Genomic DNA, 14,899 nt, shown 5'->3' with positions numbered 1-14,899 from the left:
CCTTACTATTCTTGTATTTATTGTTTCTAATCAATAGGCTAATGGCAAGAATTGAAAAAATTTCTGTAAAAAACTACCGAGTATTGCAAGATATCACCCTTAAAGATATTAAACCATTTTCCGTTTTCCTTGGCCCAAATGGAAGTGGTAAAACTACCTTTTTTGATGTAATAGGTTTTTTATCAGATTGTCTCACTACTAATGTTCGTAAAGCTTTAGAAAAAAGAGGAAGATTTCCAGAAGTCATATCTCGTGATTGCAAAAGTCAAGAAATTGAAATAGCCATTCAATATCGGGAAAATAGTAAATCACCTCTGATTACTTATACTGTAGCTATTGGTTTACAAAATAGCTCGCCTATAGTTTCTAGAGAGAGTCTTCGCTGGAAACGAGGGCCTCATGGCAAACCATTTGACTTTCTTAAATTTGAATATGGTCAAGGTGAGGTAATTAGCGGTGAAAATCCTGAAATTAATGATAACAGAATCTACTATCGAATGGATGATCCAAGTTCCCTTGCTATTAAAACAATTGGTCAATTATCAGATAACCCTCGTGTAGCAAGCTTACGGCGTTTTATAGAAGGATGGTTCCTCTCTTACTTTATTCCCGCTCAAGCACGCCAATTAGCAACTGTTGGAGCAATGGAACATCTCTCTCGCGAAGGTGACAATATTGCTAATGTAGTTCAATTTTTAGCAGATGAACATCCTAGAGTTTTAGATAAAATACTTAAGCAATTAACTCATCGCGTTCCCCAGTTAGAAAGAGTCGAATCAGAATCAACAATTGATGGCAGATTAGCTCTATTATTCAAAGATGCTCCATTTAGCCGACCATTTTTAGCTAGATTTGCCTCAGATGGAACTCTGAAGTTACTAGCATATTTGATCCTATTAAACGATCCAAATCCTCCTCAGTTACTTTGTATTGAAGAACCGGAAAATGGGCTTCATCATCGATTGCTTGAACCCCTAAGTGAAGAATTAATTGCCTATTCGCAACGCGCTCAAGTTTTTGTCTCAACTCATTCTCCCTTCTTGGTCAATACAATTAAAGATGCGAAAAACTTGTGGATTTTCCAACGAGATAAGAATGGTTATTCAACTGTTACAAGAGCCGATCAAATACCTGATGCTAAACACTTTATAGAATCAAAAGCGGGGTTAGGAGATCTCTGGTCTGAGGGCTATCTTAGAGGACTACCCTATTAATTGGAGCAATCATGCACATCGAGTTTTTAGTAGAAGAATATTCCACAGAAGTAACTTTAAAAATTATTGTTCCCAAAATTATCGGAGATAATCATAGTTTCTTAATTCATAATTTTCAAAATAAAGATAGGCTTTTAAAAAAACTACCAGAACGTATGGATGCTTATGCTAAATTTGTGCCAGACGACTGGCGCATAGTAGTTGTAGTTGACCAAGATAGAGATGACTGTTTAGAGTTAAAAAAAATTTTGTGCGATGCTAGCAGTGTGGTTAGGCAACAAAAAGGTAATATAGTTCTCCATCGAATTGCTGTAGAAGAATTAGAATCTTGGTTTCTTGGAGATGTATCAGCAATTTGCGCTGAGTATGAAAAGATACCCACTTCTCTATGTAGGAAAGCAAGTTTTCGCAACCCAGATGCAATTAAAGGTGGAACTTGGGAACAATTGGATCGAATTCTCAAAAAATACGGTTATGAAACAGGGTTACAAAAAATTGACTTTGCTCAGAGAGTTGCTCCTTATATGAATGTGGAAATTAATCAGTCAAAAAGTTTTCAAGTTTTTCGCGATGGACTTAGGAAAATTATCGGCTGAAAGTTAGCGTTTATTACAGGACTTATGCAGAGGGGGTGAAAAACCCGGTTTCTGCCTTAAGTTTGCTCATCTAAAGCAATGATTTGGCGTAGAAACTGGGTTTTTTTGCGTAAGGTTTGTGTAAAAATCCGCTAATTTCTGAAAAATATTAGTAGGGGGATTTTCCTCTCACCTTAAATTGATGGTTCAAAAAAAATAGGAAATTGCAGACTTTATGCCTAGATTAAGGTTTGTTCAAATTCAAACTTTGATTTAATCTGTCAATGGTTTCAACTATTATCAAATAGTTCATTGATTAGAAGACATAAATTGCACCAGAAGGTCTGATATTAATCGTACCATCACCAGGGGTAACTCCACCAACTTGAGTAACTTGGACAGTTACGGTGTTGCCTTGGGTGCTGGTTTTGTACTTCAAACTTGCGGTACCTTGAGCCGGATAAACAAAAACATTGATTGGTGTTGAATCAAAAATAAATGTATTTTTGCCTTGGGGTTCAAGTTCCAATCTTGTACCACCAGAAATTCCTGCAAATAGGGGCAGCGAAGTATTATTTACCACTGTCATTCTTATTGGTTGACCGGGATTAACTTTACCTACGTTTCCCACTGGAACATTTTGCGCCAGGATTGAGGAATCAGGTTTCGGTGCGGCAGTAATCATTGTTACAGGCAATATTCCAGCACTAAAAGCGGCGATGCCAATCAAAACTGACATGGAACGAAAACGCATAAGCACTCCTGTTTTTTGTTGTTTTTATCAGAAAGAATTACCGACAATTATTGGCTGACATACTATAAAGCATGAGGAAATTTTTTAAGCGGTGCGATCGCTTAAATTTTCAATACGTTGGGTTGTTTCACCTAATATTGGTTAAATTTCTTCCCCCGCGCATTATACGTCAATAGCTGAGTTTTTCACAAGTCTTTTCTGGTAAAATTGATACAGCACCTTTACTTAGCTTGCTATAACTGTATTTCAACAGTTAGTTATCAACACCTAAAGATTCCCTTGTTGATTAGTTGGAGGTGTTTCAACAGGAGGGGATGGAGTAGTTTCTGTTGGTGTTGGTTCTGTTGTTGGTTCTGTTGTTGGTTCTGTTGTTGGTTCTGTTGTTGGTGTTGCAGTAGAAGTTGGTGTGGGAATGGGTGTTGGTTCTGTTGTTGGTTCTGGTGGTGGCGCGGGAGTTTCCGCAGTTATAGTAATTTGATAATCAACAGGTTTTTCTGCTTTAGAAACTACAACAAATTCATAAAAACCACCTTGGGGAAGCGTACCTGACCAAGTACGTTTGGTAGCATCTTCTAATAATGCTGGTTGTTCGCTTGTTGGTGGATAAACTGAAAATAAAACTTTGCTATCTGCTTGTAGTTTTACATTCATAATTTGCCCAGCAGCAAGTCCTGCAATGTAAGCTTTTCCTTCTCCGGGTTTGAGTGTACCGCTAACGCGATCGCCTATTTCCCCTTCAGGAAAAACGATTCTTTGCAAAGCATTTCCATATTTTATAGCATTGACTTTATCAAAAACTACTGCTTGCCAAACTTGTCCAATTGGTTTGTCAATAAACTTTCGATCTCGTTGTTCGGGAAATCTGGAGAAAAATTCGGCATCTGCGATGTCATAAAGGGCGCGACTACTCAGTTTTTTATTATTTACTTCTGCTTTCCATTGCGAGCGATCGTTTACTGTGTAACTTCCCAAACGGCGACGAGATTCACTGCTTAAAAATGCTAGTTTATCCAACCATTCGGAAGCAATTTTATCCCATTGATTCCGTAATTGTTCGTCTTTTGGTTCATCGCTTAAAACCTTTCCTCTCTGACTAGGATTTCTTTGCCAGAATGTTTCATTGACTAAATTTAAAAAGAAATTATAATCTATTCCTAAACCTTGACGGCGATCGCGCAACGCATTTTTTCTCGCTTGTTCTTGTGGCGAAAGTTTCGAGATCGGCGGTTCAGGTGTTGCTGTCGCCGTTGGTTGTTCTACAGGTGGGCGAGGGGGTTTTCTACTTTTCTTAAATAAGTTACTATTGCTAATTGCTAAACCTATGCCACCTGCGATCGCAATTACTAAACCCGTTGCTAAAATTTTCCCTAAACAACCACTGGAACTACTACTAGTTTGACTCCTGTTAACCGGAGGAATTTTTGCAGGTTGAGTAGCTGCTGGTGAAACTGCTACAGTACCTTGAGTTGTCGCAGAACTTGGTGCTTGGGTAACAGGAACAACGGGATTTGGATTACCTGATAAAATTTGCAAAACGTCACGGGCTGTTTGATAGCGATCGCCCGGACGATAAGCTAACATTTTATCTAAAGTCATGCCAAAACTGGGACTAAGATTTACTTCTTGTCGCCAGTTCCAAGTCATATTATGCGGATCGATTAATTGTTGGGGTTCCTTAGCAGTTAATAACACCAAAGCAGTCGCCGCCAAAGCATATAAATCACTGTGGGGATAAACTAAACCCACTTGCATTTGTTCATGTGGTGCATAACCAACTTTGCCTAATCGAGTAGCATAAGAAGGCACAACATTTGGTGGCGCTTGAGTAAACTGAGATTCGGCATTTGCCGCTACTTCTTTTACCCCACCAAAATCAATTAATACTGGCAAATTATCAGAATTTCTTAAAATAATGTTATCAGGGGAAATATCTCGGTGAATTACGCCAAAATTGTGGATATAATCCAACACTGGCAAAAGTTGCAACATTAATTGCTTAACTTCTGGTTCTGTAAATTTCTGCTTTTGGCGTTTTCTTGCTTCTAATAAAGCGCGATAAGTTTCCCCTTCTATATAATCTTGAACTAAAAATAAATGCCCTTCATCTTGAAGTTTTGCCCGAAATAATTCCCGAAACTTAGGAATTTGCGAATGTTGTAATTTGTAGAGAATGCCTGCTTCTCGTTCAAATAATTCTACAGCTTTTTGTAGTGCGTAAGTGCCTTGAACTTGGGGGGCGAACTCTTTCAAAACACAGAGTTCATTGAAGCGGTTAGAGTCTTCCGCTAAATAACTCCGCCCAAACCCACCTTGTCCGAGTTGGCGGACGATCCGATAGCGATCGCCCAGCAGCAACCCCGGATAAACACCTTTAACAACAGGTTGCTCCAGCTTCTCCCCACACTGTTGACAATAAAGATTAGTATTAGCGTTTTCGTGTCCCTTAGAGCAATAAATCGGCATCATACCTAACTTACAAGTTGGGCTGTTAGATTTTAACTTATCTCATCCAGATTAGCTCAACTAGGCAACTATGTAATTTTTCTAGGTTGCCAGTTTTTTGGCTGGTAATCTGAAACTTAATTGCGTGACTATTTTTACTTGATTATACGGTAAATCCTATTTCTGTTTATTTACCTACCTTGAGATAGGTTTATAAATTGTTGGCGATCGCTATGTTTTGACTAAATAAACTCCCGCTAAGTTTCCACCTAGTTAGTAACTCAGCAGTGGAAAAAACCCTTTGCCTATAAATTTTAAATTACTCCCATGTTAACTTTAAAAAAGCTTTCTTTAACTACTGCGAGCAGTACTTTAATCTTTTTCGCCACCACCCTGCCTTCTACCGCAGTCTCCTTTTATTCTATTACTGAGTTACCTTTCAGTCCTTCAGATATTAATGATAACGGTCAAATAGTTGGAGAAAAGTATTTATGGAACAACGGAACTATCACTGATTTTAGTAACCTAATTAGTGAAAATCCTAATTTTATGCAACTTACTGGCATTAATAACCAAGGTAAAATAGTTGGTTATTGGTTTGCGGGCAGTTATCATACAGGCGAACAAAACCTTTCTTGCTGATAGTACTAACATTACAAAAATAGACAGACCTCCAATTAACGTTTGTGGAAGCGAAAATAGTTGTACTAATTTAATCCCTCAAGACATTAACGATTCTGGACAAATAGCGTTAGTTGGACTGCGACCTCCTGAGACGTTTCGCTATGGTGCTTTTGGTTTATTGAGAGATACTGACGGCACATTTACCAATTTATTTTCAGCTAGAGCTATTGTGGGAATGGCGCTTAACAATTCTGGTCAAGTAATAGGAAATGGTGGAGGTGCAGGTGTCAGAAATAGTTGGTTTTATGACAATGGTAAAGTAAATCTATTATTTCCCACAGAACATTTTAGGGATTCTACATTTTCTATTCCAGTAACAGTTTCATCTATCAACGATCGAGGTCAAGTAGTCGGTTTTGGAAATATTAGTAATGACCCACAAAATATATATTCATCTCCCACTCATGGAGTGTTTTGGGATAACCCCGAACAAAATCCTGTCGGGATTGACTTAGGCACTCTAGGAGGTAGTTACAGCGAAGCAAATAGCATTAATAACTTAGGCCAAATAGTAGGTACTTCTGGCCTTAACTACAATTCAAGATCTGCTGTAATTTGGGAAGAAAATACTATATATGATCTCAACGAGTCGATCGATCCTAATTCAGGATGGCAACTAACTTCTGCCTTAAAAATTAATAATCAAGGCCAAATAATTGGCAATGGCTATCTGAATGATAAACTGGCTAGCTTTCTGCTAACACCTGTTTCTAAATCTGTACCCGAACCAACTTCTGCTGTTAGCTTATTAGGTTTTGCCGCTTTTGGTCTTGGTTGGCAAATCAAACTAAGATGCAAGAAGAAATCTTTATTTACCTTCCCTAAGATAGGTTTGTAAATTGTTGGCGATCGCTAATCTTCCACTAAACAAACTCACGCTAAGTTCTCACTCAGTTAGTAACTCACTAGTGGGTAAAAACTTCGTCTATAAATTCTAAATTACTCCCATGATAACTTTAAAAAACTTTTCGTTAACTACTGCTAGTAGTGCTTTAATTTTTTGCGCCACCACCCTACCCTCTGCTGCAATTTCCTTTTATTCCATTACTGAATTACCTTTCACGCCTTCAGACATTAATGACAATGGTCAAATAGTCGGAGAAAAATATTTATGGACTAACGGAACTCTCACTGATTTTAGTAACATAATTAGTGGAAATCCTAGTCTGGTTCGACTTAATGCAATCAATAACCAAGGTAAAATAGTTGGTTATTGGTATGCAGGCAATTATGCGATCGGTGAAGAAGCCTTTATTTTTGATGGAAATAACATTACAAAAATAGACAGACCTCCAGTTGACATTTGTCTATCTGAAGTTAGTTGCACTAATGTAATCCCTCAAGATATTAACGATGCAGGACAAATAGCTTTAGTTGGACTAACGAGTTATACCTCGCAGTTTCGCTATGGTGCTTACGGTTTACTTAGAGATGTTGACGGCACCTTTACCAATTTATTTTCTGCTAGGTATGTTTCTGGAATGGCACTTAATAATTCTGGTCAAGTAATTGGAAATCTTACTGGTGGACCTATATGGAATAGTTTCTTTTATGACAATGGCAAATTAACTCAATTATTCCCTACAGAAGTTACTACCACTTATAAATCTCTCGTTCCATTAACACTTTCATCTATCAACGATCGAGGTCAAGTAGTTGGTTCAGGACGTATGATTTATGACTTAAGAGATTTATTTTCAGCCCCCTATCATGGACTGTTATGGAATAACCCGGAACAAAACCCAATTGGTACTGACTTAGGCTTTATTGGCAGTAGGTACGGTCAAGCAAATAGCATTAATAATTTAGGGCAAATAGTCGGTGCTTATGCTTATGGCTCTGAATATTATTCAACATCCGCCGTAATTTGGGAAGAAAATAATATCTACGATCTGAGTAATTTTATTGCTCCTAATTTAGGCTGGCAACTAACTTCTGCCTTAAAAATTAATAACAAAGGGCAAATAATTGGCAATGGTTATCTTAATGGTCAACCGCGTGGCTTTTTACTAACACCCGTTTCAACATCTGTCCCTGAACCTACTTCTACTTTTAGCTTATTAGGTTTTGCCGCTTTTGGTATTGGTTGGCAAATCAAACTAAGATGCAACAATAAAAAATCAAAGCATCTGATATCTTAAGAATAATAACTTTTACTAAAGGCAGTTGCAATCATGGCGTTAACACCTTCAACTATGTTGGCATTGGATACCAAAGCACCCGATTTTCAACTACCAGATGTAGTATCCAATGAGAAAATTTCCCTGGCAACCTTTGCTGACAAGGAAGCATTATTAGTGATGTTCATTTGTCGCCATTGCCCCTTTGTCAAACATATTAAAGATGAATTGGCACAATTAGGAAAAGATTACAAAAATCAGAGTTTGGGAATAGTTGCTATCAGTGCCAATGATGCCAAAAATTACCCTGATGATGCACCCGAAAAACTCAAACAAATGGCTTTAGAACTTGGGTTTACTTTTCCTTTCTGTTATGATGAAACTCAGGAAGTTGCTAAGGCATACACCGCTGCTTGTACTCCTGACTTTTTCCTCTTCGATCGCCATAGACAATTAGTTTATCGCGGTCAATTGGATGATAGTCGCCCTAGTAACGGAATTCCTGTGACAGGTAAAGATTTACGTGCTGCGATCGATGCAGTATTAAACGATCGATCTGTGAATCCAGAACAAAAACCTAGTGTTGGCTGTAATATTAAGTGGAAAGCTGGTAACGCACCAAGTTACTAGAGCTAATCATTAGGTTATTATATTGAGTTATATAAAACCCGTTCTTTTCCAGACGGGTTTATTGCTGTTTTAGGAAACAGTAAAAGTATAAAATAGTATCAGTCAGGGTAACTATCTTCCCCCAGCTAATTGAATTGCAGAGGAATTAGTATGAGATTTCCACACATTTTGATGTTTATGATGATAGTCCTTGGCGCGATCGCAGGTTCTACTTTAGCAACCATCAGTTATTTAAATGGTAAACAATCAGCGTTAAATGCTCAAATTTTCTCTCCAAACTCATTGGAAAATGACTCCTTACCCAAAAATTTAACCTTGCAAAAATCAAATAATCTTAATCATAATAAAAATAGTTTATCACCGAGCAATCCTCTATCTAGCAAAGTAGATTTTTCCCAATTTCGCCAATCTTTTTTAAGTGCAGTCAAGCGCTATGATGAAACTTTTATTCGCGCCCTTGTGACAACGCAAACTAAATCAAATTCTGGGGAATCATTAAACCTAGAAAATTATTACTTGGAAGATAAAAGCTCACCATTTTGGCAACAAATAGAAAAAGCTGTTAGTGCTGGGTGTACATTAGAAGTTACTACGAGAATAACTCAGCAGGAAACCGAAAACGAAATTTGGGTTTGTCCGAAAACTTTTGGTAAACCAATATATGATTCTGATTGGCAAAGTGAGGTAGCAATTCTTGGCGAAAAAGTAAATATTCGCGCCGACACTAAAACTAATTCACCTATAATAGCAGTAGTTTCCAAAGAATTGGTACAATTTGATTCAGCAACTTACCAGAAGTTATCAGAATCCGATCGAGAATTAGTTAATCAATTTGATGGGTGGACTCCAGTGATTTTGAAAAATCGTAAAAAAGGCTGGGTGCAAAATCAGTTCGTGTATTATGAACCGAGAGATTACCGCATTAGTTTTGCCCGATTTGATGGACAATGGCGATTGCGTTATTTATTAGGAGGAAACGGTAATTAATTTAAGGTTATTTTGTTTTTGATGTTTCTCCACTTAAAATCATTAAATTTGGGCTAGATTGACTTTCTTGAATAGCGATAACTATAGGTCGATCGCTTGCTTGAGAATTCGCAGGTAAAGCGGGAAACAAATAAATCCAACCCCCACGTTCCATTAATAATCGCCAAACTCTCGGATTCTTTTTATTACTAATATCAGTATCTTCTTTGCCTACTACAGAATTAAATAAACCTCGATCGCCAATTATCCGATAGCCCTTTAAACTCGGATCTGTGAATTCATTGTCTAGTTTACGTCCTAAAGCTGAACGGTTTTCTGGTGTTACTAAAGTGACAACTGGTAAAGTAGAATTTTGTCCCGCATCTCTTCTTGCATCTGCGATTCCTTGCCAACTAGCTAACCAAAATAAAACCATTAATATCCAAGCTACTATGACTACTTCATCTACTAGCGATCGCAAAAACTTAATCGAATCTATGTTAATCGAATTAAACTGAACCAAAGACTTTAGTTGACGCGCCCACCAAAAACGATCGCGTCTTTCACAGTAACTAATAATGTGCGATCGCCATCTCTCTATTTTAACACTAACCGCACTACCTATTACTTGAATTAACCATAAAGTAATGATAATAGCTATAGCAGTGAAAATCAAAGCAATTACACTTTTGAAAATTGCCCAACCATCACCGAAAAATACTTGCAAAGGAACAATAAAAAACGACTGCGCTGGTAAATCTAGAGTAGTTACTTCTAATTGAAAAAAGTAGAAATATGACCAGCGATAAATCCAACCAGTGAAGAAAAGGGCAGCACCCAATAAACCGACAACACTGGCAACTTTGCCTAAAATATTTAGTTCCTGAGTAGGTGCAGGACTGGACACAAAACCTCTCCAAATGTAGATGAATTATAATAGATAAATTATAGCTCACTAAAAAAGAGTTCCAAAATATGAAACCTTTTTTCCCGGTGTTTGTCGTGGCACTTTTAGCAACAACACCCCACTTTGTTGGACACACCAACGCGGCAACTAATCAAAATATTCACACAAGAAACTTTACATTTGCACAAGTACCAAACCTCAAAGCTGATGAAAGATTAATTCCTGTATCCTTGCCTTCAGAAGCAGAGATTATCCTGAAAGGGAATCAATCAAAAAGTGGTCAGATAAAGGCGATCGACCGACAAAATCTATCAATTCAGCGCAATGGAAATTCTATTTCTATCCCTCTGAGTCAAATTGTCAATGTAAAGTTTGACAATCAAGGTTTAGTTTATGGCAGCGATGGGCGGCAGTTTATCCGAGGTGAGAGAGTTTTACTGCCAAGATCTTGGGAAAAAATTCCGCTGAATGCTTTTATTTTGAAAGACCCGATTAAAGGACAAGCAGAAGTAAGATTAGGGCCACCTGTGGTCGATCGAACCCGATTAGAAAGTATTGAATCGATCGCCAAAACAAATACCTACGTAGTAGATGAAATGCGCTTTAATTTAGCCGACAAAACCATGACTATTATCGTCACACCCTATTAAGTGAGTGAGGTACAGAGAAACCCGGTTTCTTGAAGAAACCGGGTTTCTAGAGTTAAGATATTATCCAGTAGCATGGAGACAACCAACATGAAAATCAAAGGCATCAAACGAGGGAAAGCGATCGAACTTTCACAAGAAATTAATATTCCTGATGGTCAAGAAGTGAATATCGAGATTGAGGCGATTCAGAACACGAGTAATGAAGAAAAGTTGCAAAAGATGAAGGAATTTTTAGAAAGTCCTTGGGAAGGGAGAGAGGATTTTAGGAAAACTATGGAAGAATTAGAAAGAGAAAAAAGGGCTAATTCGGAAAAAATTCATGGTGTACAAGTAACAGAATAAAGGTAAAAGTTTGTGTATTTGCTAGACACCAACATTTGTAGTGCGATTAACGATCGAAATCCAAAAGCGTTAGCTCAATTTTACCCTAAGTACGCTCAGTGCTACGTACCCACAATTGTGATAGCAGAACTTTATAAGGGTGCGTACTGTTCTCAACAGGTCGAAGATAATCTCAACCGAATAGAACAATTGGTTAGCTTGATGCCAACTATTGTCGAATTCGATCAAAATGCGGCGATCGAATTTGGCATAATTCAGGGTGAGTTAAGAAGAATTGGCAGACCTAGTGAAGATATAGACGTACTAATTGCTGCTGTTGCTCGATCGCGTAAAGATATCCTAGTAACTCACAATATTAGAGATTTCATGAATATTCCAGATTTGCAATTAGAAGATTGGTTAGAAGAGGAATAAAAAAGCTATTGGAGTACAATATATCGTTTATTTATAAGATTAATACAAATCGGTAGGGGCGGGTTTAGCCAAAGGTTTGAATGCAAAACAAAAATATCCAAATCAAAACCCGCCCATCCCAATCGAAGGAATTTTTAGAAAGTCTTTCTGATGAAGATAGAGAAGAATGGGCAAAAATAGGCGAATTTTTGGAAAAGGAACGTCAACTCGATCGCGTAAACTCAGATCTTGCATCAGTCGCAAAATTCGCCTGGGACTCAAGTCCCAGGCTCATAGCAAAAGTCCTCTTTAGAGGACTAAAATATTTAAAATTAAAAGCTTTCAGTCCACTTTAGTGGAGTTGAGCTATTAGCCTGCGAATTGATTCGCAGGCGGGTTTTGCGACTGATGCAAGATCTTAGTAAAAATATCCTACTAACTCACAATACTAGAGATTTCATTAACATTCCAGAATTGCAATTAGAAGATTGGTTAAAATAAATCTAACAGTATAAAACTTAGAAAAATTACAGCAACCCTGACAATAAAAGGAAAAAATATCATGCAAATCAAAGGAATCAAGAAAGGTAAAATTATTGAATTGCTAGACAAAATTAATATTCCTGATGGCACAGAAATTATCATCGATAAATTTGATATAGTTGTTCCAGGTAAATCGGGATTCTGGGAACGTTTAGAACAGTTTCGGCAAGAGAACAATGTGGAAGAATTAGGTATTGATGAAGATTTTTTTGCCGAATTGCGAGATAAATCACCCGGTCGTGAGGTGATTTTGTGAGTTTACTTTTCCTGTTAGATGCCAATGCAGCTAAATGGCACGCAGAACAAAGAGCGCATTTGGTAACTATCGGAAAAACCCCTTCTTTTGCAGATGGTCAAATTGCTGCTATTGCCAAAGTTAATAATCTGATTCTTGTCACTAATAATGTGTCAGATTACGCAGATTTTCTCGAACTTCAAGTAGAAAACTGGTTTATAGTCGTTCTTTAAAATCCAATAATGTAGAGACGTTTCATGAAACATCTCTACAAAATCAAACGTCTCTACAAAATCAAACCTTTCTACAAAAAGGTATTTTTGCATTAGGAAATCCGATTCCCCAAGATCCGCAAAATCTACCCGGAACAGAGGAAGAAGTAAAAAATCTTGCCCAGATGTTCCCAGGAAGCCAAGTATTTCTCCACAACGATGCTACCCTAGAAAAATTCAAAATTGCCGCATCCCGCTTTCCACTCCTACACTTAGCAACTCACGGCTGTTTCCAACCCCAAGGTTGTAAAAAATTGAACATGGAAGCAAACACAATCCTATTTGCAGATCAACAATTCAAAATAGCCGATGCTGCCTTATTAGGATTACAAAATACCCAACTCCTCACCCTCAGTGCTTGCCAAACTGCCATAGAAACAAATTCCAATGGTGAAGAAATAGCCGGAGTCGCCTATATATTTGAACGTGCTGGCGCTAAATCGATAATTGCAACTCTCTGGAGTGTTGATGATGCTGCGACAAAGGATTTAATGATTCAGTTTTATCAAAATATGAAGCAAGGAATGAGCAAAAGTGAAGCCTTACGAAAAGCGAAACTTAGCCTAATTCAAAGCGATTATTCTCATCCTTATTATTGGTCGCCTTTTATTTTAATTGGCAATGGGCGGTAATATCATGTCCATCAAGATTACCCAGAATGTAGAGACGTTATATATCCCAGAATGTAGAGACGTTATATATAACGTCTCTACAGGGTTTTGCAATAAGTAGGTAGATATAAATAAAGTGAAAACCTTTTGCGGGCAGGATGCCCACCCCACAAGAAAGCTGTAACTCTTGTGGGGTGGGCATCCTGCCCACCCCACAAGAAAGCTGTAACTCTTGTGGGGTGGGCATCCTGCCCGCCCTATCCGAATATAACTATTATCACTTTATTTATTTGCACCTACAGTAGGGTGCGTCAGACGCTAAAACCCTGATTCTTTCAATCAAATTTAATGTCTGACGCACCCTACAATTCGATCCAAATCTGACACTTGCGTAAGTCCTGTAAGTTTTATAATATGCTATACCCCATCATTAATTAATTGGTAAAATATTATGAGTTACTGCCTCAATCCTAATTGCCCAAATCCGCAAAACCCTGGAACAACAAACTTTTGTGTAAACTGCGGCGCAAAACTCTTACTAAGAGAACGTTATCGAGCAATAAAACCTATTGGACAAGGCGGTTTCGGCAGAACATTTTTAGCCATTGATGAAGATAAACCATCTAAACCTCCTTGCGTAATCAAGCAATTTTTCCCTTTAGTTCAAGGTACAAATAGCGCCCAAAAAGCCGCAGAATTATTCACTCAAGAAGCAGTTCAATTGGACGAATTAGGTAAACATCCGCAAATTCCCGACTTATTAGCTTATTTCACTCAAGATAACCGCCAATATCTAATTCAACAATTCATTGATGGGCAAACTTTATCTCAAGAACTAGCTCAAAAAGGTGCTTTCAACGAAACTCAAATTCGCCAATTATTAAATGATTTATTACCCATACTGCAATTTGTTCATAGTCACCAAGTAATTCATCGGGATATTAAGCCGGACAATATTATTAGAAGAAGCAGCGATAATAAGTTATTTTTGGTTGATTTTGGTGCTGCTAAAACTACTGCTGGTACTGCTTTACAAAAAACCGGAACTAGTATCGGTAGCCCCGAATATGTAGCACCAGAACAGTCGCGTGGTAAAGCCGTTTTTTCTAGCGATATTTATAGTTTAGGTGTCACTTGCATTCATTTATTAACAAGAATGTCACCTTTTGACCTATATAATTTGGAAGAAGATACCTGGGTTTGGCGGCAATTTTTACAACATCCAGTTAGCAATTCACTTGGTAGTATTTTAGATAAAATGCTAGAAAATGCTATCAACAAACGTTATCAATCAGCCGCCGAAGTCCTCAAAGATTTAAACTCGCCAACTTCAGTCACACCCAGCCAACCTCCGGTAAAAACTCCCCCACCTGCACCTCCCGCAAATCCTACAAATAAAGCAGCTAAAAGTCAAGTCGATCGCGAATTGGAAGAATTGCGATCGCAGTTTTTAGGAACTGGATCAGCAAAAAACCAGATCGATCTAGAATTAGATGAACTCAAGTCTCAATTCGATCCTAAAGCACCCAAAAATAAACCTGGTTCTTAATGAATTAATTAG

At 37.8% G+C, this 14,899-nt stretch carries 17 protein-coding genes and 1 pseudogene; 15 read left to right on the top strand and 3 right to left on the bottom strand.

Going from position 1 to position 14,899, the window contains the following annotated elements:
- Positions 1-41: 41 nt before the first annotated feature.
- Together ACE1CI_RS12400 and ACE1CI_RS12395 are read left to right on the top strand one after the other, a co-directional pair.
- Positions 42-1,214: an AAA family ATPase gene (locus ACE1CI_RS12400; protein WP_413263942.1), complete on the top strand. Its 1,173-nt coding sequence runs from the start codon at positions 42-44 to the stop codon at positions 1,212-1,214.
- An 11-nt stretch (positions 1,215-1,225) separates the two neighbouring features.
- Entirely contained in the window at positions 1,226-1,810 is a 585-nt protein-coding gene (locus ACE1CI_RS12395) for a DUF4276 family protein (protein WP_413263943.1), read from the top strand.
- 295 nt (positions 1,811-2,105) lie between these two features.
- On the opposite strand, the gene ACE1CI_RS12390 is transcribed toward ACE1CI_RS12395, so the two are convergent.
- Both ACE1CI_RS12390 and ACE1CI_RS12385 read right to left on the bottom strand, forming a co-directional pair.
- The gene (locus tag ACE1CI_RS12390; RefSeq protein ID WP_413263944.1) at positions 2,106-2,543 is read right to left on the bottom strand and encodes a hypothetical protein; all 438 of its coding nucleotides are present in this window, start codon (positions 2,541-2,543) and stop codon (positions 2,106-2,108) included.
- A 267-nt stretch (positions 2,544-2,810) separates the two neighbouring features.
- A complete protein-coding gene (locus tag ACE1CI_RS12385) occupies positions 2,811-5,009 on the bottom strand; it encodes a protein kinase domain-containing protein (RefSeq protein ID WP_496615432.1) in 2,199 nt (732 codons plus the stop codon).
- Between the two features lie 303 nt (positions 5,010-5,312).
- Here ACE1CI_RS12385 and ACE1CI_RS12380 point away from each other — a divergent pair, with 303 nt between their 5' ends.
- The 5 genes from ACE1CI_RS12380 (at position 5,313) to ACE1CI_RS12360 (ending at position 9,406) form a co-directional block, all read left to right on the top strand.
- Complete coding sequence (locus ACE1CI_RS12380; RefSeq protein WP_496615431.1) at positions 5,313-5,627, top strand: hypothetical protein; 315 nt, start codon at positions 5,313-5,315, stop codon at positions 5,625-5,627.
- Complete coding sequence (locus tag ACE1CI_RS12375) at positions 5,572-6,507, top strand: hypothetical protein (RefSeq protein ID WP_496615430.1); 936 nt, start codon at positions 5,572-5,574, stop codon at positions 6,505-6,507. The genes ACE1CI_RS12380 and ACE1CI_RS12375 overlap by 56 nt, the downstream gene beginning before the upstream one ends.
- Before the next feature lie 109 nt (positions 6,508-6,616).
- The gene (locus ACE1CI_RS12370; protein WP_413263947.1) at positions 6,617-7,810 is read left to right on the top strand and encodes a hypothetical protein; all 1,194 of its coding nucleotides are present in this window, start codon (positions 6,617-6,619) and stop codon (positions 7,808-7,810) included.
- A 33-nt stretch (positions 7,811-7,843) separates the two neighbouring features.
- Positions 7,844-8,419, top strand: a complete 576-nt coding sequence (locus tag ACE1CI_RS12365; RefSeq protein ID WP_413263948.1) for a thioredoxin family protein — start codon at positions 7,844-7,846, stop codon at positions 8,417-8,419.
- Positions 8,420-8,569: 150 nt separating this feature from the next.
- On the top strand, positions 8,570-9,406 hold the full coding sequence (locus ACE1CI_RS12360) for an SH3 domain-containing protein (protein ID WP_413263949.1): 837 nt from the start codon (positions 8,570-8,572) through the stop codon (positions 9,404-9,406).
- A gap of 7 nt (positions 9,407-9,413) precedes the next feature.
- Here ACE1CI_RS12360 and ACE1CI_RS12355 read toward each other — a convergent pair whose 3' ends face one another.
- The gene (locus ACE1CI_RS12355) at positions 9,414-10,292 is read right to left on the bottom strand and encodes a hypothetical protein (RefSeq protein ID WP_413263950.1); all 879 of its coding nucleotides are present in this window, start codon (positions 10,290-10,292) and stop codon (positions 9,414-9,416) included.
- A 68-nt stretch (positions 10,293-10,360) separates the two neighbouring features.
- On the opposite strand from ACE1CI_RS12355, the gene ACE1CI_RS12350 reads away from it, so the two are divergent.
- The 8 genes and pseudogenes from ACE1CI_RS12350 to ACE1CI_RS12315 all read left to right on the top strand — a co-directional run bounded on the left by ACE1CI_RS12350 (position 10,361) and on the right by ACE1CI_RS12315 (position 14,887).
- A complete protein-coding gene (locus ACE1CI_RS12350) occupies positions 10,361-10,942 on the top strand; it encodes a hypothetical protein (RefSeq protein WP_413263951.1) in 582 nt (193 codons plus the stop codon).
- A 72-nt stretch (positions 10,943-11,014) separates the two neighbouring features.
- Positions 11,015-11,284, top strand: coding sequence for a hypothetical protein (locus ACE1CI_RS12345; protein WP_413263952.1), 270 nt, complete (start codon positions 11,015-11,017; stop codon positions 11,282-11,284).
- A 12-nt stretch (positions 11,285-11,296) separates the two neighbouring features.
- A complete protein-coding gene (locus ACE1CI_RS12340) occupies positions 11,297-11,698 on the top strand; it encodes a type II toxin-antitoxin system VapC family toxin (protein ID WP_413263953.1) in 402 nt (133 codons plus the stop codon).
- 80 nt (positions 11,699-11,778) lie between these two features.
- Positions 11,779-12,033 (top strand): hypothetical protein, encoded by a 255-nt coding sequence (locus ACE1CI_RS12335; protein WP_413263954.1) that lies wholly within the window; start codon positions 11,779-11,781, stop codon positions 12,031-12,033.
- A gap of 206 nt (positions 12,034-12,239) precedes the next feature.
- The gene (locus ACE1CI_RS12330; protein ID WP_413263955.1) at positions 12,240-12,476 is read left to right on the top strand and encodes a hypothetical protein; all 237 of its coding nucleotides are present in this window, start codon (positions 12,240-12,242) and stop codon (positions 12,474-12,476) included.
- Positions 12,477-12,493: 17 nt separating this feature from the next.
- A pseudogene (locus ACE1CI_RS12325) lies at positions 12,494-12,688 on the top strand (PIN domain-containing protein); the annotation flags it as partial.
- Complete coding sequence (locus ACE1CI_RS12320) at positions 12,667-13,359, top strand: CHAT domain-containing protein (RefSeq protein WP_413263972.1); 693 nt, start codon at positions 12,667-12,669, stop codon at positions 13,357-13,359. The pseudogene ACE1CI_RS12325 and the gene ACE1CI_RS12320, both read left to right, overlap by 22 nt.
- Positions 13,360-13,789: 430 nt before the next feature.
- Entirely contained in the window at positions 13,790-14,887 is a 1,098-nt protein-coding gene (locus ACE1CI_RS12315) for a protein kinase domain-containing protein (protein ID WP_413263957.1), read from the top strand.
- Positions 14,888-14,899: the final 12 nt, after the last annotated feature.

Origin of the sequence: Floridaenema flaviceps BLCC-F50 (assembly GCF_041929275.2) — a bacterium.
GTDB classification, from domain to species: domain Bacteria; phylum Cyanobacteriota; class Cyanobacteriia; order Cyanobacteriales; family Aerosakkonemataceae; genus Floridanema; species Floridanema flaviceps.
This window is presented reverse-complemented; position numbering and strand designations above follow the sequence as displayed.